This window comes from Methyloversatilis sp. XJ19-49, from assembly GCF_024580145.1.
Lineage (GTDB): Bacteria > Pseudomonadota > Gammaproteobacteria > Burkholderiales > Rhodocyclaceae > Methyloversatilis.
The window spans coordinates 467350-487765 of the sequence record NZ_JANINI010000001.1 but is presented as its reverse complement, the minus strand read 5'-3'; the positions used below and the strand labels follow the sequence as shown (position 1 = coordinate 487765).

Sequence of the window (20416 nt, the reverse complement as noted above, 5' to 3'; positions counted from 1 at the left end):
TGGGTTCGGCCTCGGACAGGTGCCCGGGGAATCCGCGCCAGCACGTTCTTGTGCGTGGCTGAGCCTGTAACGGTTGCGTGGGCCTGCGTCTGAACCCGCAGACGCGCCGGTCCTGCTGGATCGGCGCGGCTTTGACGTTTGTTTGCGTAGCGCGCGTGCGGAAGCCTTGAGCTCACATCGACACACCCGCCGGTGCGCGGAAGCACGACAAGGTGCTGCCGTTTTCTTCAGCGGCCTCATCTGGACAAGATTTAATCTTGCGATAACCCCTAATTAATGAAGGGTCTTTAGCTGCGTGAGACCGTTTCCCTTGTTCCAACCGAGGAGAGACGCAATGCAGAAGATGGGAAAAAGTGTGGCGCTTGCGCTGTGTGCATGGTCAGCGCTTGCGCTGGCTGCACCCGAGGACGACAGGCTCCTGGCGTCGCAATGCCTCGGTTGTCACGCCGCCGATCGCACCGGTCGGGGCGGATTCGACCGACTGACCGGTGAGACCGCTGCCGAAATCGCCGAAGAAATGATCGAGATGCGCGCCAAGTCTGGCGCCAAGAACATCATGCACCTGCAGGCACGCGGCTACGACGACGATCAGATCCAGCGCATCGCGCAGTGGTTTGCCGTCAATGCCGGTTCGCCGGTCAGCGGTCGCAGCGGTGATGACGACGAAGACGAGTCGGAGCATAGAGCCAAGGCGAAGTCGGCCAGCGGTCGGCGCGTGTCGCCGACCACGCGTCGTTGAGGGAGAACATGTCCATGAATTTCAATCGCAGAACCTTTCTCAAGGCAGCCTCCGGAGCAACCGCATTGCCCTTGCTGGGTCATGTGCGTCACGCGCGTGCCGCGACCTCGCGGGTCGTGGTGGTTGGCGGTGGTTTCGCTGGCGCGACCGCAGCCAAGTACGTTGCGCAGTGGGGCGGCCCCGGTGTGTCGGTCAGTCTGGTCGAGCCCGATGCAACGCACGTGTCGTGCATCCTCAGCAATCTCGTGCTGAACGATCGCGTCAAATATGCGGCGCTGGGTTTCAATCACTCGATGCTGCATCAGCGCTACGGCGTCGAACTGGTGCGCGACCGGGCGGTCGCCGCTGATCCAGTCGCCGGGAAACTCGATCTGGCCAGCGGTTCGACCCTGGCCTTCGATCGCCTCATCGTTGCGCCCGGTATCGGCTTTGACCCGGTACCCGGTCTGGGCACGCCGGCCCTGCAGGCGATGGTGCCGCATGCGTGGATCGCCGGCAGCCAGACGCTCACGCTGCGCGACCAGCTGATGAAGATGGCGAACGGCACTACCGTTATCCTGACGATCCCGAAAGCACCGTATCGCTGCCCGCCCGGCCCCTATGAGCGGGCCTGTGTCATCGCGGATTATCTGAAGCGCAAGAAGCCGCGCTCGAAAATCGTCGTGCTTGACGCCAACCCGGTCATCCAGGCGGAGCCTTCGGCATTCCTGAACGCCTTCAATGTGCTGTACGCCGGCCGGCTTGAATATGTGCCGAACGCGGAGGTGGTGCGGGTGAGCTTCGAAGGCAGCCGGCGCGTGGCGTGGGTTCGCAATGGCGCCAGCGAGATTGCGTACCGCTGCGATGTGCTCAACCACATTCCGCGCAATACCGCGGCACCGCTCGTGCATCACCTCGGGCTGGCAAATGTCGGTGGGCGCTGGGCCGGCGTCGATCCGCTGTCATTCGAATCGGCGGTCGCCCCCAATATTCACGTCATCGGTGATGCCCAGGGCACGGGGCTGCCGAAGGCCGGCCACATCGCCAACTGCGAAGCCAAGGTGTGCGCTGACGCGGTCGTGCGCATGCTCAACGGCTGGCCGATCGATGAGCCGGCGAGGCTGTCCAGCCTGGTGCTCAATTCGGCCTGTTACAGTCCCATCACCTACACGACGGCCTCGTGGTTGAACGCGGTGTTCGCCTACGACGCCGGCAGCGGGCTGATGAAGCGCGTCGATGCGTCCTTCGGCGAAGCGGAACGGCACTCAACGAAGAACTTCGAGCAAATGTTCAAGTGGGCCGAACGCCTGTTCGACGACACCTTCGCCTGACGTGGGGGCATGACGGCGGATACCAGAGGCCCAGGTGTCCGCCGGGCACCTCTAGCGGTCGGTCAGACCCCGTCCTTCCTGGATTTCCCGGTTTCGACCATGTTCCGTGCGCCCTGGACAAAGGCGTCCGCCTTGTCACCCTCTGGCTTTGACAGATCGATGTCGGAGGGCGGAATCACCACACCGCGTTGCGCGGCGGGCCGCGCGTCGATGACATCAAGCCAGCGCTTCAGGTGCTGCAACTCGTCGATGTTCAGGCCCGACCACGGATAAGTGCGCACCCACGCCCAGTTCGCGATGTCGGCGATTGAGTAGTCACCGGCCAGGAATTCGTGTTCCTTCAGATGACCGTCGAGCACGCGGAACAGCCGCATCGACTCGCCTTGATAGCGGTCGATGACCGGTTGCAGCTTCTCCGGGAAGTAGCGGAAGAACACGTTTGCCTGACCCATCATCGGGCCGACGCCGCCCATCTGGAACATCAGCCACTGCAGCACGCGCGAGCGGCCCTTCATGTCCGACGGCATCAGGCGGCCGGTTTTTTCCGCCAGATAGATCAGGATGGCGCCGGATTCGAATACCGCAAAGTCGTCCTCCGCGCGATCGATGATGGCCGGGATTCGACCGTTCGGATTGATCGCGAGGAACCACGGTTCCTTCTGGTCGCGCGCCGACAGCGACAGCGCATGTACCGTGTAGGGCAGCGCAAGTTCCTCCAGTGCGATGGAAACCTTGTGGCCGTTGGGTGTGGCCGCGGTGTAGAGATCGATCATGATGCTCCCTTCGTTGGAATGGCCGAGCTGCGGGTGGTCTCTGCGCCGCAGTGTAGCCTCCACGTTGCGGTCGAGCGAATTGACGAACGCGCTTGCGCACCGGACAAAAAAAACGCCCCCGGCCGTCTGGCCGGGGGCGTTTTTCGCAACTAAGCCGTGAGGCTTAGTTTGCGGCGAACGGGTGCGTGGCCGAACCCTTCTTGGCAACCACTTCAGCAGCGGTCGGGGTACCGGCAACGGCGCGAGCGATCGATTCCTTGACCGCGCGGTAGTTGAAGTCCTGGATCTTTGCGTCGTCTTCGGCCATCCAGTGGATGAACACGCCGACGCAGATGAACAGGTTGTCGGCTTCGTCAGCCGGGATCGTGCCGTCAGCGACGCTGTCGGCAACGGCCATCGCGACGCCGCGCTGTGCCGGGCCAAACATCTGGACAGCCTGCTTGGCGCCCTTGATGGTGACCTTGTTGAACATGACCGTTGCCGGCTTGCACAGCAGGTTCGGTGCAACGACGGCCAGCAGGGACGTGAAACCGTCCTTGTTGTTGACCAGGGCGTTGGCGAAAGCGGCTTCTGCAGCGCTGCCACGCGGGCCCATGATCAGGTCGATGTGAGCGACTTCATTGCCGTCACCAACCAGGGATTCACCAACACACAGACCATTAATCTTCGCCATATCGAATCTCCTCATTACTAGGCAAGTTATAGGGGTTTACCCCCTGTGGTAGCCCGCGTTCCGGGGTACGAAACACAGGATAAAAACTTCGTTGCGGTGCGTTTCTGGTGCCTTTGTGATGCTTTCTTGCTTTTGGTTGCATCCTGGCGCCGTCATGCGCCGGCAATTTCCAGCGCGCCGGCCAGGAAGGCTGTCACAACCGTCAGGTCTGCGCTCGTTCCGGGATTGATACCCGCCGTTTTAAGACGTTCATCCCATTCCCTCAGCGTGTCTTGCATCATAACCGGATCATCCGCCCGTTCAAACCTGTCCAGCAGGCGTATCGCCGTGTTGCGCACCATTAGCGCCGTTTCCGGACCATGTTTGCGCATGATGTGGGTGTCGGGAATCAATGCGAGACAGAACATGAACACTCTGGCCGCTGCCCATGCTTCACTGCACCATCGATCACGCGCCGCCAGATGGATCGGCAACAGGTGGCGGAGGACCAATTCGTAGCGCCATGCGTACAGCGCGGCGATGCTGTCGCGGTGCGCGGCGATCTGCATGGCCTGCAGCAGCGTGATCCGCGCATCGCCCGCCACGTCGTGATCGTCGCGCCGACCCAGTCCGGCAGGCTGCGCCAGACGGATTGCCTCATACGCGTGTGACGCGTCGGTGACAGTCAGGCCGGATAACGTACGCTGCAGCGACGCCGACAAGTCCTCGTCAGGCTGGCGGTGCAGTGCAGCATGGGCGATCGGCGCGCAGCCCAGTACGATGCCCAGATTGGTGTTGCATCCGACCGCCTGCCAGGTGGCGCGCATCGCTTCTTCGATGCGTTCGCCGACTGTCGCGTCCGCGCGACAGATCGGCCCGGCGGCCGCCTCCGCGCTGGCGAGGAAATCGACCACCTGCATGCGGTGACCGTCGCCATGACGGCCGACGTTGCCCGGCTTCAGCGCCTCGATGTCGAGCCTGCACGCAGTCAGAAAGGCGTTTTCCAGCGCCGCCTGAGGCGCGATCCGGCCGGTGTCGGGCGGCAGCGTCATCAGCATGCGATCTCGCCCGCTGCCGGGCAGCGGCGCAGCAGGTCGTCCGCCAGCGCCTGCGCGATGTTCATGCCGGTGACGCCCTGCAGACCCTTCCAGGCCGGAATGCTGTTGACTTCAAGTACGGTGAGCCGGCCGTGGTCGTCGCGCAGGATGTCGACGCCGGCGTAGTCCATGCCGGTGGCGCGGGCCGCATCGACCGCCAGCCGGGTCAGTGCCTCGTCGGGCGGAATGGCTTCGCAGCGTCCGCCCTGCGACACGTTGTTCAGCCAGCTGCGGCCCTTGCGCAGCATGCCGGCGACCGGCTTGCCGTCGATCACCATGATGCGCCAGTCGCTCCACTCGCCCAGTGCGTCGCGCGAGCGGGCGCTGTAGCGCTGCATGTACCAGACGTGGCCGACGTTTTCCGCGTCGGGCAGCGCATCGCCGGCCGTCAGGCGCACGATGCCTTCGCCCTGCGAGCCGAACAGCGGCTTGACCAGCACGTCGTGACCGGCGGCGAATTCGCGCATCAGCACCGCGCGCGCCTCGCTTTCGCTCTCGGCCACCCAGGTGGGCGGCGTCGGAATGCCGGCGTGGTGCAGCAGCACGCTGGTCATCGCCTTGTCCACGCTCTTTTCGATGGCGCGGGCGTGGTTGTAGACCGGAATGCCCAGCTCGCCCAGGTAGTGCAGGAAATCCATGCGCAACACCACCTGCTGCAGCGTGCCGCCGGCCACGCCGCGCACGAATACGGCCTGCGGCAACGTCTGCTCGAAGCCGGGCATGACGACACCCGACACGCCGCGCTGCAGGTCGATGTGGCACTCGCCCAGACTGACATAGCGCGCCAGCAGGCCGCGCGCCCGGAAGGCCTCGACCAGGCGCTTGCCGTGCCAGCCCGGCTCGTCGGTCACGATGGCGATGTCGGCCTGCTGCGCACCCATGGCGCTTACTTGCCTTCGCCGAACGAACGGCCGAGCAGTTCGGCATTGATCTGGCCGGCACGGAAGCTCCTGCCGGTGCGCAGATTGCTGACGATGACGCGCGCCGGGGCGAACAGCATCGGGTCGATCTTGTAGAAGTCGTACTTCACTTCCTTGAACACCTCGGCGAACGGTCGGCCATAGTCGCGCGACGAGGAAGACGGCAGTTTCTGCGCCAGATCGGCAGCCGAATCGTCGTCACTGTCCACATAGAGCTGTGCCACGCCGCCGAACAGGATGGCGTCGTTGGTGCGACCCATGGCATTGAGGAAGTCGGGCGCCGGCGGTGCGACCGGCGCGCTGGCGGACCCGTCGACCACCTGGGTCAGCGGGAAGCCCAGCGCATGCACCTTGTGCAGCGCGACTTCGAGTACGCGGCCGACCACCTGCACCGTACCGGCCAGGCTGCGCGTCGGCGTCAGGATCAGCGTCACGGCGTCGTCGGCGACAGCGCAGTCGCGGCGGATCTTGGCCAGCACCTCGGCCGGCGGCTGACGATCGACTTCCAGCACCAGCACGGCGTGCTTCGCGTCGTCCTTGTAGCCCAGTTCCGCGAACAGCGGCTCCTTGACGGCCAGCGCACGGCCCGGCCCGGACCCAAGCGCATGAAACGCATCCTTGCCTTCGCCGTGCGACAGGCTCCAGCCGGCGTACTGGCTGGCCAGGCAGGCGACGACCGGATGGGTCGAATGCACGTTGATGGTCAGTGGCCAGTGCGCATCGCGGGTGTTGAAGGTGGCGGTGCCCAGACCGCCCATGCAGATTTCGGTGATGCGGCGACCGGCTTCGATGCCGCCGTGGCAGTGGATGCCGGCGTCGATGACGCGGCCGCCGCCGGGCAGGGCATCAACCTTGATGCGCAGCGCGTCGGCGTCGCGTACCAGGCCCTCGACCAGATCCATGACGTAGCGGCCCACGCTGGGCTGGGCGCCGGTCAGGACCGGTCCGTGTTCTGCAGTGCTCATGCGCTTCTCCTCGGGAATACAAGATCGTTGTTATGGTCTGTTGCGACCGCTCCGGCGGACGGAGCGATCCGGTACAGCACTTCTTCCTGGCGTTGCTGCAACTGCGTGCGAACGCTGGTTTCATCATGGCCCACCGCGTGGGCTGTGCAGACCGGTGTTGCCTTTGCGACCAGGCTGCCGGCAGCCGGCAGATCGGTGCAGCCGCCGGGCCACCGGACGCCGTCGCCGATGACCAGGTCGTGGGGCGCATAGACCACGCGGAGGCCGCGCAGCGTGCGCGACGGTGACAGCACCACATCGTTCAGTCGCCCGGCACAGGCGGCAACATGGGCTGCGAACAGGCCGCCTTCAACCCGGTCTTCGTACAGCGCGAGTGTCGCAGTCGGCCGCGGGTTGATTTCCAGCAGCACGTGACGGCCGCCCTGCAGCACCAGATCGGCACCGTTCAGTCCGTGCAGTCCGAACGCCTGCACGATGGCGTCGACATCGCGTTCCAGTGCGGTCAGCTGCGCGTCGTCCAGCGGCAGGTCACTCACCGCTTCGCACCAGGCGTACGGCCCGGCAATCGCCCCTGGAAACTGCCGGCTGACGCCGATGATGCGACCGCGATGGCCATCGGCGAGGAACAGCACCGAAGCGGGAACGCCCGCCGCGTGTGCCTGCGCGTGCCAGCCCGCCGGTATCGCTTCGCCGCCGCGCGTCGGGCGCACATGTGCGCCGCCGCAGGCACCGGTCTGTTTCATCAGCCAGCCCTCGGGCGCCCGACCTTCACTGCGCATCGCCGCAAAGCGCACGCCCGCCTGCTGCAGGCCCGCGGCCAGCGAATCCGGCGCCTTGCAGCGCTGTACGGTCGCCGCAGCGTTGCCGATGCGCGGGGCTGATGCGTGAAGTGCGAGGTCCAGCGCGGAAAGCAGATCAGGCCGCCGTTCGAAGCCCGATCCGGCGACGATGCCGTCGCAGTCTTCTGCCAGTCCGGCGATCAGCGCAGGCAAGTCGTCATCGAAGGCGCCGTCGCGAAAATCCGCCCTGACGGTATGTCGGGCCAGCGCCCGTGTGTCGGTGTCGGCGAACGGATCGATCACATCGCAGGTCCAGCCTGCCGCGACGCATGAGTGCGCCAGCGCGCGTGCGCTGCCCGACACGATGAGCCAGTGCGGCACCGGCGTGCTTTCCTGCCCGTTACGGTCAGGCCACCAGTTCGCGGGCGGTGGCGAAGGCGTCGCGGAAGTCGAGATAGACCGGCTTGTCGGTATTGATCATGCGCTGGAACAATCCGCGCTGGCACAGGTACTTCACGTTGCCGATGGCCAGTGCGCCGATGCCGACCGCCTTGCCGGAACCGGCTTCCAGCGGCTTGCCGTCGTCCATCACGCCCAGACCTTCGACGCCGGCAGGCGGCACCGCGTTGACGTCGGCAGCCACCAGCAGCGAGGTCGCGGACATCAGCTGCGCCTTGCTCAGCACCTGGATGCCGGCCTTCGCCGTACACAGGATGATGTTGGCCTGCGGCATCAGGTTTTCCTTCTGTTCATTCGAACCTGCCTCGACCGGCAGCACCGACGAACCGTAGCGGGTATTCACCACTTCGGATGCGACGCGGGCGCGCATGGCGCTCGAATGGCTGCCGACCAGCACCTTGGCGCCGGCGCTAGAGGCGAGTACGGCCGCGGCGGTACCCACCGGGCCCGTTCCGCCGAGGACCAGCACGGTCTTGCCTTCGAGTTCGGTGTTGTGCGCCTTGCGCAGCTGGCGTTCGACACAGGCGACCAGCGCAGCGGCGGTGGTGAAGGCGCCACTGGGGTCGGCGAACACCGACACTTCGAACGGCGGCACCATCGCATTGCGGCAGGCATCGAGCATGTCGGCCGCCAGACCGATGTCGCGGCCACCGATGAACAGACCGGTGCGCTTCACGCCATTGGGGCCGCGCGAAAAGATTGCGTCCTGCGTCAGGCCGTAGATCTGGTCAAGGCCGACGCCGGAATACGGCATCAGAACCTGGTAGCCCGCATCACACGCCATGTTCACGTCGAACGGGCTGATGTTGTTGGTCGGGCTGAACATGTGAAGGATGTAGGGGTTTTCCATGGTCTGTCTCACTCTTTCCGCCCGAAGGCTGCGTACTCTGGTTACGTCGTTGTCAGGTGCGTGCTTGCGTGGGCAACAGATGTGCCCGGTACCTATTCACGGCTGGTTGAGGCAGCAATTGAAGTCTGTCGCGATGACCACTGCGCGCCTTCGTTGCGCGCAGCACAAATCATCAAGTCGAGTCCGGCTGCATCCGCGTAGCGTTCGCGCACCGCCCGGACCATGGCCTGCGCATCGGCCTCCGATGCGGCCAGCGCAAAGCCGGTCGGCCCCCACGAACTTTGGCCAATGCAGGCTGCGCCCAGTTCCTGCAGGGTCAGCGCGACCTCGCCAACCCGCTTGCTGGTGTAGCGGCCACCCTGTGCCGGCGAGAAATAATCGCCGACGCAATGCTGCAGTTCGTTGATCGCGGCGCCGAACAGGTCGATGTCTTCCTCGGCCAGCGCCGGCAATGCGCGCATCAGCACCAGCCGGCTGAGCCGGTCGGCCACGCCCGGCGCATAGGGCGGCAGCACGCGGAACGCCTCCTTCTCGGCGCTGCCGTGCAGGCCGCGGCATGCGTGATCGAAAATCAGCACCATGCGCCAGGCGGCCGGAAAGCGCATCTGCGCGATGATCGGGGGCGGTGCATCGACCGCGCCGCGACCGCCATCGACGATGAAGCCGCCACCATCGAAACTGCCGATGCCGATGCCGGAGCGGGCACCCCGGTCGAGCAGGCTGGCGACTTCGCGTGAATCCAGATTGAGTCCGTACAACCGGGCCAGTGCCATGCCGACCGCGAGGGCGAGCTGGGTGCCTGAGCCCAGACCCGAATGCGACGGAATGGCCTCGGTCAGCGTGATGCGCGCCGGCGGCAGGTCGAAGCGCGTGCTCAGATCGTGGGCGTAGCGATGGGCGCGTTCGGCGTCGTGGCCGGTCACCTGGAGCGTCTCGGAAGGCTCGATCTCGACCACCGTGTTCAGCCCGTTAAGCGTCAGACCGACGCTGCCGAAGCGCCGCCCCATGCTGCCATCGAGGTCGATAAAGCCCAGGTGCAGACGCGCGGGGGCCCGGACGGTCAGGGCGGCGGCGGTTGCGTGTCTGGAGTTCATCGCGTCAATCGTGGTCCGAAGAGGCATCGATTATCCCAAATTCGCCTGCAGCGCAGGGAAGGCTTGAATGATGTGGCCCAGCGGCGGAGTTTGGTGCTGCCGGGTGACGTCGTTTTCGGATCGTGCTGTATCGCATGTGAAACAGACTGATCTCACCCCTTCGTCGTGACTTCGATGCTGCACTGCGGCACCCGAACGTCAGTCCGCACCCGCTTTTTGCATGTTGTATCGTGGCGAGTGCTGAGTGTGACCCAACTGATGAAACGGATGATTCATGACCCATGAAGCGACTTCGACTGTCGTCACCGAGGTGGCCTGTCCGCTGTGCGGCCATGCCTGCGACGACCTGAGCGTCGATACCGCCGGCGCTGCATTGGCGGTGGTGGCCCATGGCTGCGATCGGGCTGTCAGCGGATTTGCCCGCCTGGGCGCCGGTTCGACTGCCGCGACGCCGCGCATCGCCGGCCGTCCGGCCACGCTGGACGAAGCCTGCGCCGAAGCGGCTCGTCTGCTCGCCGCGTCGGCCCAGCCGGTGTTCGGCGGCATGGCGCTCGATGTGAGTGGCGCACGCGGTGCGATGGAACTGGTCGATCGCGCCGGCGGCGTCATCGACCACATGAACAACGAATTCGGCTGGCGCGCCAGTCGCGTGGTCCAGGACGGCGGCGGCATCAACACCACGCTGGCCGAAGTGAAGAATCGCGCCGACCTGATCCTGCTGGTCGGCACCGATGCGGTCAGCGCGCAGCCACGCTTCTTCGAACGCTGCGTGTGGGTGAAGGAAACGATGTTCGACCTGCAGCCGGCCAGCCGGCGCATCGTCTATCTCGGCGGCGGTCTGGATACGCAGCCGGGCCACTCGCCGGACGGGCGTGGGCCCGACGTGTTCGACTTCGAGCCCGGCCGCATGCCCGAAGCGCTGTCGGTGCTCAACGCGCTGGTGGCGCAGCAACCGGTGGCCGGCGATGCCCCGCTGGGCATTGCGCTGGCGCGCTGGCAGGCACTGGCCGATGCGCTGCTTGGCGCACGGTACAGCGTGGTCGTGTGGGCCGGACCGGCATTCGAGGTGTCGCAGCTCGACCTGAATGTCGGCGCCATCGTGTCGCTGGTGCGTCGGCTCAATGTGACCACCCGCTGCAACAGCCTGCCGCTGGCCGGCAATGACGGCGACCTGTCGATGGGCGCCGTGCATACCTGGCAGACCGGTTATCCGATGCGTACCAGTTATGCCAGCGGCGCACCGAAGTTCGACCCGCTGCACAACGGCATCGACCGCCTGCTCGCGAACGGTGAAGCGGATGCGCTGGTGTGGCTGTCCAGTCTGAACGACCTGCAGTCGCCGCCGGCCACCGGCGTGCCCACCATCGTTATCGCACCGCCGTCGCTGAAGCTGGCCGCAGAGCCGCAGGTCTACATTCCTGTCGCGACGCCTGGCATGCATCACACCGGTCATTTCGTGCGTACCGACAAGGTCGTGACGCTGCCGCTGCAGGCCCTGCGCAGGAGCGCGCTGCCGGCGGCCGGCGAGGTGGCGGTCGCCATCGCCACCCGTTTGAAGGAGGTTCAGTCGTGAACGTCATCAAGCTGACCGGCGGCCGGGTGATCGATCCGGCAAATGGCGTCGATGATCAGGTACGCGACCTCTACATCCGCGATGGCCGGCTGATCGCCGCGCCGGACGCGAATGACAGGATCAGCGCCGAGTACAACATTTCCGGCCGCATCGTCATGTCGGGCGCGATCGACATGCACAGCCACATCGGTGGCGGCAAGGTGAACATCGCGCGCGAAATGTTGCCGGAAGACCATCGCGGTGATCCGGTCGAGCGCACCGAACTGACGCGTTCCAGCTGCGGTCACGCCGCGCCCGGCACCCTGGCGGCCGGCTACCGTTACGCCGAAATGGGCTACACCGCAGCGTTCGAGCCGGCGCTGCTGCCGATCAACGCGCGCCAGGCCCACATGGAAATGGGCGACACGCCGATGCTGGACACCGGCGGCTACGCCATGCTCGGCAGCGATGATTTCCTGCTGCGCATGCTGGCGGCGAAGGAAGACCAGCAGGCGATCAACGATTACGTGGCGTGGACGCTGCACGCGACGCAGACGGTCGGCATCAAGGTGGTGAACCCGGGTGCGATTTCCGCCTTCAAGTTCAACCAGCGCAAGCTCGACCTCGACGAGCAGAACGCCTTCTACGGCATCACGCCGCGCGAGATCGTGAAGGTACTGTCGCGTGCCGTACATGATCTCGGCGTGGCCAAGCCGCTGCACGTGCATGCCAGCAATCTGGGCGTGCCGGGCAATGTGGACACCACGCTGGGCACGATGGACGCGGCCGAAGGCCTGCCGGTCCACCTGACGCACATCCAGTTCCACAGCTACGGCACCGAGGGCGAGCGCAAGTTTTCGAGTGCTGCGGCCCGCATTGCCGAGGCGATCAACCAGAAGAAGAACGTGTCGGCCGACGTCGGTCAGATCCTGTTCGGCCAGACGGTGACCGCGTCCGGCGACAACATGGTGCAGTACCGCAACGCCGGTCACGGCTCGCCGAAGAAGTCGGTAATCATGGACATCGAGTGCGACGCCGGCTGCGGTGTGGTGCCGTTCAAGTACAAGGACCAGAACTTCGTCAATGCGCTGCAGTGGGCCATCGGCCTGGAGATCTTCCTGATGGTCGATGACCCGTGGCGCATCTTCCTGACCACCGACCATCCGAACGGCGCGCCGTTCACGACCTATCCGCACCTGATCAAGCTGCTGATGGACCGCAGCTTCCGAAACGCGATGCTCGACACGATCAACCCGGATGCGCGCGCGATGAGCAACCTGGCGGGACTCGATCGCGAATATTCGCTGTACGAGATCGCGATCATGACGCGCGCCGGTCCGGCGAAGCTGATCGGCCTCGCCGATCGCGGTCACCTGGCACCGGGTGCGGCGGCCGACATCGTGGTCTACAAGGAAGATGCCGACCGCGAGCGCATGTTCGAGAAGCCGGAACTGGTGTTCAAGGACGGCGAACTGGTGGTGCGTGACGGCCGCATCGTCAAGGTCGTGCGCGGCGGCACGCATGCCGTGAAGCCCGAATTCGACATCGGCATCGAAAAGAAGATCAAACCCTATTTCGAACGTTTCCATTCGGTGCGCATGAACAATTTCAAGATCAGTGACGACGAACTGTGCGAGTGCGGTGGCGGCTCGAAGCTGATCGCCCATGCCTGCCGGAAGCGGGGTTGAACCGATGATCATCAATGGCGTAGCAATCGACGACACCTTTGCCGAAGCATTCGGCATGCGGGGCATCCGCCTCATCATCACGGCCTACAACGAAACCTGGGCCCTGCATTCGGCCAATGCACTGACCGGATTCGCGACTTCGGTCATCGCCTGCGGCGCCGAGGCGGGCATCGAACGCATGATGTCGCCGGACGAAACGCCGGACGGCCGTCCGGGCGTATCGGTGCTGCTGTTTGCCGTGTCGAGCAAGGAACTGATCAAGCAGATCGAGCGGCGGGTCGGCCAGTGCGTGCTGACCAGCCCGACCAGCGCCATCTTCGCCGGGCTGGACGAAGGCGACCCGGTGCCGCTGGGCAAGACGCTGCGCTATTTCGGCGACGGCTTCCAGACTTCGAAGCAGATCGCCGGCAAGCGCTATTGGCGCATTCCGGTGATGGATGGCGAGTTCCTCGTGCAGGACACGGCGCGCATGGTGAAGGCGGTCGGCGGCGGCAACTTCCTGGTGCTCGCAGATACCCAGGTCCAGGCACTCGAAGCGTGCGAGGCGGCCATCGTCGACATGCGCAAGCTGCGCGAAATCGTCATGCCCTTTCCGGGCGGCGTCGTGCGTTCCGGCTCCAAGGTGGGCTCCAAGTACAAGGCGCTGTCGGCCTCGACCAATGACGCCTTCTGCCCGACGCTGCGCGGCGCGACCAAATCCGAACTCGATGAGCGCATCGGCGCGGTACTCGAAATCGTCATCGACGGCCTGACCGACGCGTCGGTGAAAAAGGCGATGGAGGTCGGCATGCGCGCGGTGTGCCGGATCGGTGCCGCCGGCGGCATCCGCCGCCTGTCGGCCGGAAACTACGGCGGCAAGCTCGGCCAGTTCCAGTACCACCTGCGGGAGATCCTGAAATGAGCGCCCTGACATTCACGCTGCGCAGCGCACCGGCCCAGCGCGTCGATGTCGGCATGCTGAATCCTGCCGCACTGGCCGGCCAGGCGGCGTCCGACATCGCAGCCATCGTATTGAACGTCGGCAAGCGCGTCGTGCGCGCGGACGAGCTGTTCGACATCGCCGGCGACGACGCGACCGACATCGTGTTCCGCGGTGACTGCAGCAAGCTCGAACGCATCGGCGCCGGCATGAAGTCCGGCCACGTCACCGTCGCCGGCGACGCCGGGCCTTACGTCGGCCAGGGACTGCTGGGCGGCACGATCACCGTCTCCGGTTCGGCTGGGGCCTTCTGCGCGACCGGCATGAAGGGCGGTCGCATCGACATCGCCGGCGACGTCGGCGAATCGGCTGGCGGTGCCATTCCTGGCGAGATGAAAGGCATGGCCGGCGGCCTGCTGCTGGTCGGTGGCCATGCCGGCGATCGTCTGGGCGACCGCATGCGGCGCGGCCAGATACTGGTCGGCGGCAATGCGGGCGACTACTGCGGCACCCGCATGATCGCCGGCACCATTGCGGTAGCCGGCGCGCTGGGCGCCTATCCGGCGTACGGCATGAAGCGCGGCACGCTGATCCTCAACGCGCTGCCGGCGCAGATGCTGCCCACCGTCGTCGATTGCGGTGCGCACCGGCTCGGTTTCCTGAGTCTGCTGTACGCGAGCTGGAAAGGGCTGCCCGGACCGTTCGGCACGCTCGACGCCGGTGCGTGCACGGTGCGTCGCTACATGGGCGACATGGCGGTTGGCGGACGCGGCGAACTGCTCGTACGCGGCTGATGACGGCGGCGGGTTGGTGGCCTGACTCGGCCTTCGGGCGGGTCAGGCGCAACGCAGCCGGGCGTCTGGTCGTGACGGACGCGCTGCTGCGCGACTGGCTGGCCAGGCCCGAACTGGCGCTCGTGGCGGACAGCTGCGACGCCGAGCGCGCGCTGCATTCCAGCCTGCACGATGCGCCGGCGCGCATCGTTGATCACGCCGAAATCGCTTCGATTGCCGACGCGGACGCGCGCGACAACTGGTTCGCCTTCATCGCCTTCCGCGACCGCGTGCTCGCCCGGCCGGACATCGAATCGGCGTGGCTGGAACTGTTTCTCGACGGTCTGAGCGGCATCGCGCCACTGTTCGTGCCGCAGCTCACCCAGCTCATCCTGCACGGCCTGCTCGAAGACTGCACCGGCAATGACGGCGCGCTGATGTGGCGCGCCGCCGAACTGTTCTTCCGCAGCCAGCGGGCGACACCGCACGCGGGCCGCATCCTGATGGCCGACGCGGAAACTTTGGGCGACTATGCCGAAACCGGCGGCTTCGGCAACATCGGCCGCCTGATCCGGCAGGCCGGGGCGATTCCGCGTGCGGCCGAGCTCGACGTGCTCGATGCCGGCAACGCCGCCGAACTGTATGCGCGCGCCGGGCGCCGCGCCGTGCTGCCGCTGAATTACGGCCAACCTGCGCTGGACGCGCTGTGTCGCGTGATGGAACGCTGGATCGCCCACTTCTACGGTGCTGCCGTCCGCATCACGCCGCAGCAGGACATCCGCGACGAACACTGGGCCTGGCACATCGGACTTGACCGCGAAGCGATGGACCTGCTCAACACGCTGTACGAAGGCGGTGAACTGGCGCCCGACCGCCTGTCGCGCATCGTCGCGCTGTTCCGCCTCGACTTCCTCGATGCGCGTGACATGCGCGCCGAACTGCGCCGTGACGGTGCGGCGCGTCCGGTCTGGCTGGCACTGGCCATGGATGAAAACGGTCTGGTTCAGATGAAGCCGCAGAATCTGCTGCTCAACCTGCCGCTGACAGGCACACACTGACGTCCATCGGGCGTACGCCGACGCCCTGTTTGTTCCCTGATCCCTCCGGGTTTTCAGCTTTTCTTGATCGCCCTCAAGCTTGCCTGCATTTGCTGAGCGCGCGAATTAAATCGTCGCGCAGCGCGGTTAGCATTGTGTTGAACCTGAAAACCTCAGTTGATCGGCTTCGTGGGCATGGTTGGCGGGGCGTACGGCAAGGCGCGAGGACGCGGCAGGATGGCACCCTGCAAGGACGAGCAACGCAGCCGGGCACCCCGCCGGCAGTGCGCGCGAGGTCGAAGCGGTGTCGCCTGGACGGCAAGCAAGCAAGAAGCGCCGATCTCCTTGATGCGCAGGGCTTTTAGCGGAATGGCAAGCGGTCAAAAGGTTTTCAGGTTGAACCCGAAGGAGCCTTGAAATGCGGCAGCCGACAGACACGCCTGCGCGGCCGGAAAACTGGCACGCGCTCACCGGCGCAGCCACCCTGACTTCGGTCGGCGGCGCGCGCGAGGCCGGACTGACAACCGACGAGGCGGCGCGCCGACTCGCGGCCGATGGCGCCAACAGCCTGCCCGTGCCGGCCGGGCGCAGTGTTGTGCAACGCCTGCTTGCCCAGTTCGAAAATGTGCTCATCCGTGTGCTGATCGGTGCTGCCGTGGTGACGACGCTGCTCGGGCACCTGCTGGACAGCGCAATCATTGCCGGCGTGGTGCTCATCAATGCATTGATCGGCTTTCTGCAGGAGGGCAAGGCCGAAGCAGCGCTCGATGCCATCCGGAAGATGCTTTCGCCGCGCGCGCAGGTGCTGCGCGGCGGTCGCCGGATCGATCTGCCCGCCGCGGAACTGGTCCGCGGCGACATCGTGTTTCTCGCGTCCGGCGACCGGGTTCCCGCCGATCTGAGACTGCTCGACGGGCGCAACCTGCGCATCGACGAGTCTGCGCTGACCGGTGAGTCGGTGGCGGTCGACAAGCACACCGAGGTGTGCGCGGATGACGCGGCGCTCGGCGATCGCCGATCGATGGCTTTTTCGGGCACGCTGGTGACCTATGGTCAGGGGACGGGGGTTGTCGTCGCGACCGGCGCAAGTACCCAGATCGGCCACATCAGCACGCTTCTCGCGGGTGTGCAGGAACTGGCCACACCGCTGACGCGCAGGATGGCAGCCTTCAGTGCATGGCTGACCTGGACCATCCTCGGGGTTGCCGCACTGGCCTTCGGCTTCGGCATACTCGTCCGTGACTATTCGGTGGCGGACATGTTTCTCGCCGCGGTCGGTCTGGCCGTGGCGGCCATTCCGGAGGGGCTGCCCGCGATCATGACCGTCACGCTGGCCATCGGCGTCCAGCGCATGGCGAAGCGTCACGCCATCATCCGGCGCCTGCCGGCGGTCGAGGCGCTGGGATCGGTCACGGTCATCTGTTCGGACAAGACGGGCACGCTGACGCGCAATGAAATGACTGTGCAGCGTGTGGTCACGGCGCGCGACACCTTCCGGGTGAGTGGTGCGGGCTACGCGCCGCAAGGCGGGTTTGCGCGCGGCGACGGCGAATGCGAACTGACCGACTGTCCCGAACTGGTCGAGATCGGCCGCACCGCGCTGCTCTGCAATGACGCCGCGCTGAACCCGGATGGGGAGGGCAGATGGGTACTTGCAGGCGATCCGACCGAAGGTGCGCTGATCACGCTGGCACTCAAGTCCGGCCTTGATGCGCGCCGCGAATCGGACAGGCTGCCGCGCATCGACACCATTCCGTTCGAATCGGAACACCGATTCATGGCGACCCTGCATCACGATCATCAGGGGCATGCCTTCATGCTGCTGAAGGGCGCGCCCGAGCGCGTGTTCGAACTTTGCCGCGAACAACGCGAGGACGGCGATGCCAAGCCGCTACATCCGGGCTACTGGCATGCCTGCAGCGAAGCCATTGCAGGCGAGGGCATGCGCCTGATCGCGCTGGCCGTCAAGCCGATGGATGCGTCGGTGCGCACGCTGACATTTGCCGATGTCGAATCGGGCGGCTTCACATTGCTTGCGCTGCTCGGGCTCGCGGATCCGCCGCGCGAGGAGGCCGTCGCCGCGGTGGCGCGCTGTCGCGGTGCCGGCATCGCCGTGCGAATGATCACCGGCGATCATGCCGTCACGGCCCGTGCGATCGGCGAACAGCTGGGTCTGGGCGACACGGTGCGCGTGCTCTCCGGCCCGCAGATCGAACAGATGGATGACGGCCAACTGCGCGCCGCGGTCGGTGGCACCGAAATATTTGCCCGTGCCAGCCCGGAACACAAGCTGCGCATCGTTCAGGCGCTGCAGGCGAACGGCGACGTCGTGGCGATGACCGGCGACGGCGTCAATGACGCGCCTGCCCTGAAGCGCGCAGATGTCGGCGTGGCCATGGGTGACAAGGGTACGGAAGCCGCCAAGGAGGCGGCAGAGATGGTGCTGGCCGACGACAATTTCGCGTCGATTGCCGCCGCGGTGGAAGAGGGCCGCACAGTGTTCGACAATATCCGCAAGTCGGTCATCTTCATCCTGCCGACCGGCGGCGGCGAAGCCGGCATCCTGGTCGCGGCCATCCTGCTCGGCCTGACGCTGCCGATCACGCCGGCGCAGATCCTGTGGGTGAACATGGTGACCGCCGTCACCCTGTCGCTCGCGCTCGCATTCGAAACACCGGAAGCGGACATCATGCGCCGCCCGCCGAGAGATCCGGATGAACCGCTGCTGACCCGTTTCCTGCTGTGGCGCATCGTGTTCGTGTCGCTGCTGCTGGTGACCGGCGGTCTGTTCCTGTTCCTGCGAATCCTCGATGAGGGTGGATCGCTCGAACTGGCGCGCACGGTCGTCGTGAATACGCTGGTGTTCGGCGAGATCGTGTATCTGTTCAATGTGCGCCACCTCACCGCAAGCTCGCTGACTTTCGAAGGGGTCACGGGCAACCGTTATGTGCTGCTCGCGATTCTGGTGCTGCTGGTGCTGCAGGGGCTGTTCAACTATCTGCCGGCGGCGCAGATGCTTTTCGGCACTGCGCCGCCGCAGACGAACGACTGGTGGCCGGTCCTGGTGTTCGGCGCACTGCTGATGGTCATCATCGAACTCGAGAAACTGGCGGTGCGCTCCTGGGCACGCCGCGGGCGGCAGAGCGGCTGACCTCATGGAATCGCTCTTTCACCTTCTTGGCGGGCTCGGCCTGTTCCTGCTCGGCATGGGGTTCATGACGGACGGACTCAAACTGGCAGCCGGCCCCGCGCTGGAGCGCATCTTGGCCGAATGGACACGCACCCGGCTGCGCGCACTGCTGTCCGGCGTGCTGGTGACCGGTCTGGTGCAATCGTCGAGTGCGGTGACGGTCGCCACCATCGGCTTCGTCAATGCGGGCCTGCTGACACTCGGTCAGTCGATGTGGGTGATCTTCGGCAGCAATGTGGGCACCACGATGACCGGTTGGCTGGTGGCCTTGGTCGGCTTCAAGATGCCTATCGAGCTGTTCGCGTTGCCGCTCATCGGTGTCGGCATGCTGCTGCGTCTGACCGGCGAAGGGTCGCGCCGCGGGGCGATCGGCATGACGATCGCCGGCTTCGGTGCGCTGTTCCTGGGCATCGATGTGCTGCGGGAGGCATTCGGAGGGATCGGAAGCGCTGTCAGTTTCGACGCCTGGGCGGGCGGCGGAGCAGGCAGCGTGCTGTCGGCGGTGCTCGTGGGCATCGTATTGACCACGCTCATGCAGTCGTCGAGTGCCGCCATGGCCGTCGTGCTGACCGCAGTGGCCGGTGGCGTGGTGCCCTTGTCGGTGGCCGCCGCTGGCGTGATAGGTGTCAACCTCGGCACCACCGTCACGGCGATCATCGCTGCGCTGGGTGCAACACCGAATGCCCGACGCACGGCCGCCGCACACGTGGCGTTCAATCTGATCACCGCGCTTGTTGCGCTGCTGAGCCTGCCGGTCTTGCTTGCGCTGGTCGCGTGGATGACGGAGGTGCTGGAACTCGAGCCGACGGCGACCACCGTTCTCGCGACGTTTCACACGACGTTCAATGTGCTCGGCGTGCTGCTGATGTGGCCCCTGTCCATGCGGCTGGAGCGAGCCCTGTCGGCGCGCTTCGTTACTCCAGACGAAGACGCCGGACGTCCGCAGCACCTCGACGCGAACGTGCTTTCGGTGCCTACGCTGGCACTGGATGCACTGGCGCTGGAGGCGCGCCGGGTCGGCGCGATGGGCAGGGGGATGGCGCTGCACCCGCGTCGATCGCCCATCAGCGTGATTCGTTCGACCGGCTCACGCGGGCAGTCGCCGGATTCGTCGTCAGCATCCACCGCAGTACGATGAGTGCCGCCAGCGGTGAGCGCCTGCCGCGCGTCCTGCGCGAGTTGCGGTACTACGAAACGGTCGCCCGTATGGCATCCCTGATGGCTGAACCGGTTCCTTCGGGACCGCTTCCGGATGACGTGGTGAGCTGCGAGACGCGATTTCGCACGCACGTTCGCGATTGGATCGAGTCGGTGCTGCCGGCCGGGGATGCGCCAGGTCTGCCCGCTGCCGCAGTGTTGCCCGATGCGCTCGTTGCCGCGTATGCCGCCCTGAAGGACGCAATTCTGCGTGCCGCCGCTGCCGACGCACTGGACATCGCGCGCATGGATGCACTGCTGGAGCGGGCGCGCGCGATGCGTCTTGCTGCGGAGCAGGCCGGGAAGGTGCTGCAACTGCTGCACCGGATCGAAATGAATGACGATGCGATGAGTCCGGATGAAAGCCGGATGCACCTGATTGCAGAGTAGGCGGCATGCATGCGTCGTCGCGGCGGGCCGAC

At 65.8% G+C, this 20416-nt stretch carries 18 protein-coding genes; 10 read left to right on the top strand and 8 right to left on the bottom strand.

What is annotated here, in order from left to right:
- Positions 1-334 precede the first annotated feature (334 nt).
- On the top strand, positions 335-739 hold the full coding sequence (locus NMQ16_RS02230) for a hypothetical protein (RefSeq protein ID WP_257078847.1): 405 nt from the start codon (positions 335-337) through the stop codon (positions 737-739).
- Between the two features lie 14 nt (positions 740-753).
- The gene (locus NMQ16_RS02225; RefSeq protein WP_257078846.1) at positions 754-2049 is read left to right on the top strand and encodes an FAD/NAD(P)-binding oxidoreductase; all 1296 of its coding nucleotides are present in this window, start codon (positions 754-756) and stop codon (positions 2047-2049) included.
- 62 nt (positions 2050-2111) lie between these two features.
- On the opposite strand, the gene NMQ16_RS02220 is transcribed toward NMQ16_RS02225, so the two are convergent.
- From NMQ16_RS02220 to NMQ16_RS02185, 8 genes are all read right to left on the bottom strand, one after another.
- Positions 2112-2822, bottom strand: a complete 711-nt coding sequence (locus tag NMQ16_RS02220; protein WP_257078845.1) for a glutathione S-transferase family protein — start codon at positions 2820-2822, stop codon at positions 2112-2114.
- Positions 2823-2985: 163 nt separating this feature from the next.
- Positions 2986-3495, bottom strand: coding sequence for a formaldehyde-activating enzyme (fae, locus tag NMQ16_RS02215; protein WP_257078844.1), 510 nt, complete (start codon positions 3493-3495; stop codon positions 2986-2988).
- Positions 3496-3647: 152 nt separating this feature from the next.
- Positions 3648-4532: a triphosphoribosyl-dephospho-CoA synthase gene (locus NMQ16_RS02210; RefSeq protein WP_257078843.1), complete on the bottom strand. Its 885-nt coding sequence runs from the start codon at positions 4530-4532 to the stop codon at positions 3648-3650.
- On the bottom strand, positions 4526-5452 hold the full coding sequence (locus NMQ16_RS02205; protein ID WP_257078842.1) for a RimK family alpha-L-glutamate ligase: 927 nt from the start codon (positions 5450-5452) through the stop codon (positions 4526-4528). The genes NMQ16_RS02210 and NMQ16_RS02205 overlap by 7 nt, the downstream gene beginning before the upstream one ends.
- 5 nt (positions 5453-5457) lie before the next feature.
- The gene (mch, locus tag NMQ16_RS02200; protein WP_257078841.1) at positions 5458-6456 is read right to left on the bottom strand and encodes a methenyltetrahydromethanopterin cyclohydrolase; all 999 of its coding nucleotides are present in this window, start codon (positions 6454-6456) and stop codon (positions 5458-5460) included.
- Positions 6453-7616, bottom strand: a complete 1164-nt coding sequence (locus tag NMQ16_RS02195) for an ATP-grasp domain-containing protein (protein ID WP_257078840.1) — start codon at positions 7614-7616, stop codon at positions 6453-6455. The genes mch and NMQ16_RS02195 overlap by 4 nt, the downstream gene beginning before the upstream one ends.
- Positions 7617-7641: 25 nt before the next feature.
- Positions 7642-8544: an NAD(P)-dependent methylenetetrahydromethanopterin dehydrogenase gene (locus NMQ16_RS02190; protein ID WP_257078839.1), complete on the bottom strand. Its 903-nt coding sequence runs from the start codon at positions 8542-8544 to the stop codon at positions 7642-7644.
- 92 nt (positions 8545-8636) lie between these two features.
- Positions 8637-9638, bottom strand: a complete 1002-nt coding sequence (locus NMQ16_RS02185) for a beta-ribofuranosylaminobenzene 5'-phosphate synthase family protein (protein ID WP_257078838.1) — start codon at positions 9636-9638, stop codon at positions 8637-8639.
- A 274-nt stretch (positions 9639-9912) separates the two neighbouring features.
- Between NMQ16_RS02185 and NMQ16_RS02180 the strand changes: the two genes are divergently transcribed.
- The 8 genes from NMQ16_RS02180 (at position 9913) to NMQ16_RS02145 (ending at position 20384) form a co-directional block, all read left to right on the top strand.
- A complete protein-coding gene (locus NMQ16_RS02180) occupies positions 9913-11211 on the top strand; it encodes a formyltransferase (protein ID WP_257078837.1) in 1299 nt (432 codons plus the stop codon).
- Entirely contained in the window at positions 11208-12878 is a 1671-nt protein-coding gene (locus tag NMQ16_RS02175) for a formylmethanofuran dehydrogenase subunit A (RefSeq protein ID WP_257078836.1), read from the top strand. The genes NMQ16_RS02180 and NMQ16_RS02175 overlap by 4 nt, the downstream gene beginning before the upstream one ends.
- A gap of 4 nt (positions 12879-12882) precedes the next feature.
- The gene (fhcD, locus tag NMQ16_RS02170) at positions 12883-13779 is read left to right on the top strand and encodes a formylmethanofuran--tetrahydromethanopterin N-formyltransferase (protein WP_257078916.1); all 897 of its coding nucleotides are present in this window, start codon (positions 12883-12885) and stop codon (positions 13777-13779) included.
- On the top strand, positions 13776-14591 hold the full coding sequence (locus NMQ16_RS02165) for a formylmethanofuran dehydrogenase subunit C (protein WP_257078835.1): 816 nt from the start codon (positions 13776-13778) through the stop codon (positions 14589-14591). Before fhcD ends, NMQ16_RS02165 begins: the two co-directional genes overlap by 4 nt.
- Positions 14591-15628, top strand: coding sequence for a DUF6352 family protein (locus NMQ16_RS02160; RefSeq protein WP_257078834.1), 1038 nt, complete (start codon positions 14591-14593; stop codon positions 15626-15628). The genes NMQ16_RS02165 and NMQ16_RS02160 overlap by 1 nt, the downstream gene beginning before the upstream one ends.
- Before the next feature lie 397 nt (positions 15629-16025).
- Positions 16026-18758 (top strand): cation-transporting P-type ATPase, encoded by a 2733-nt coding sequence (locus tag NMQ16_RS02155; RefSeq protein ID WP_257078833.1) that lies wholly within the window; start codon positions 16026-16028, stop codon positions 18756-18758.
- A 4-nt stretch (positions 18759-18762) separates the two neighbouring features.
- On the top strand, positions 18763-19935 hold the full coding sequence (locus NMQ16_RS02150) for a Na/Pi cotransporter family protein (RefSeq protein ID WP_257078832.1): 1173 nt from the start codon (positions 18763-18765) through the stop codon (positions 19933-19935).
- Positions 19932-20384, top strand: coding sequence for a hypothetical protein (locus tag NMQ16_RS02145; RefSeq protein WP_257078831.1), 453 nt, complete (start codon positions 19932-19934; stop codon positions 20382-20384). Before NMQ16_RS02150 ends, NMQ16_RS02145 begins: the two co-directional genes overlap by 4 nt.
- Positions 20385-20416: the final 32 nt, after the last annotated feature.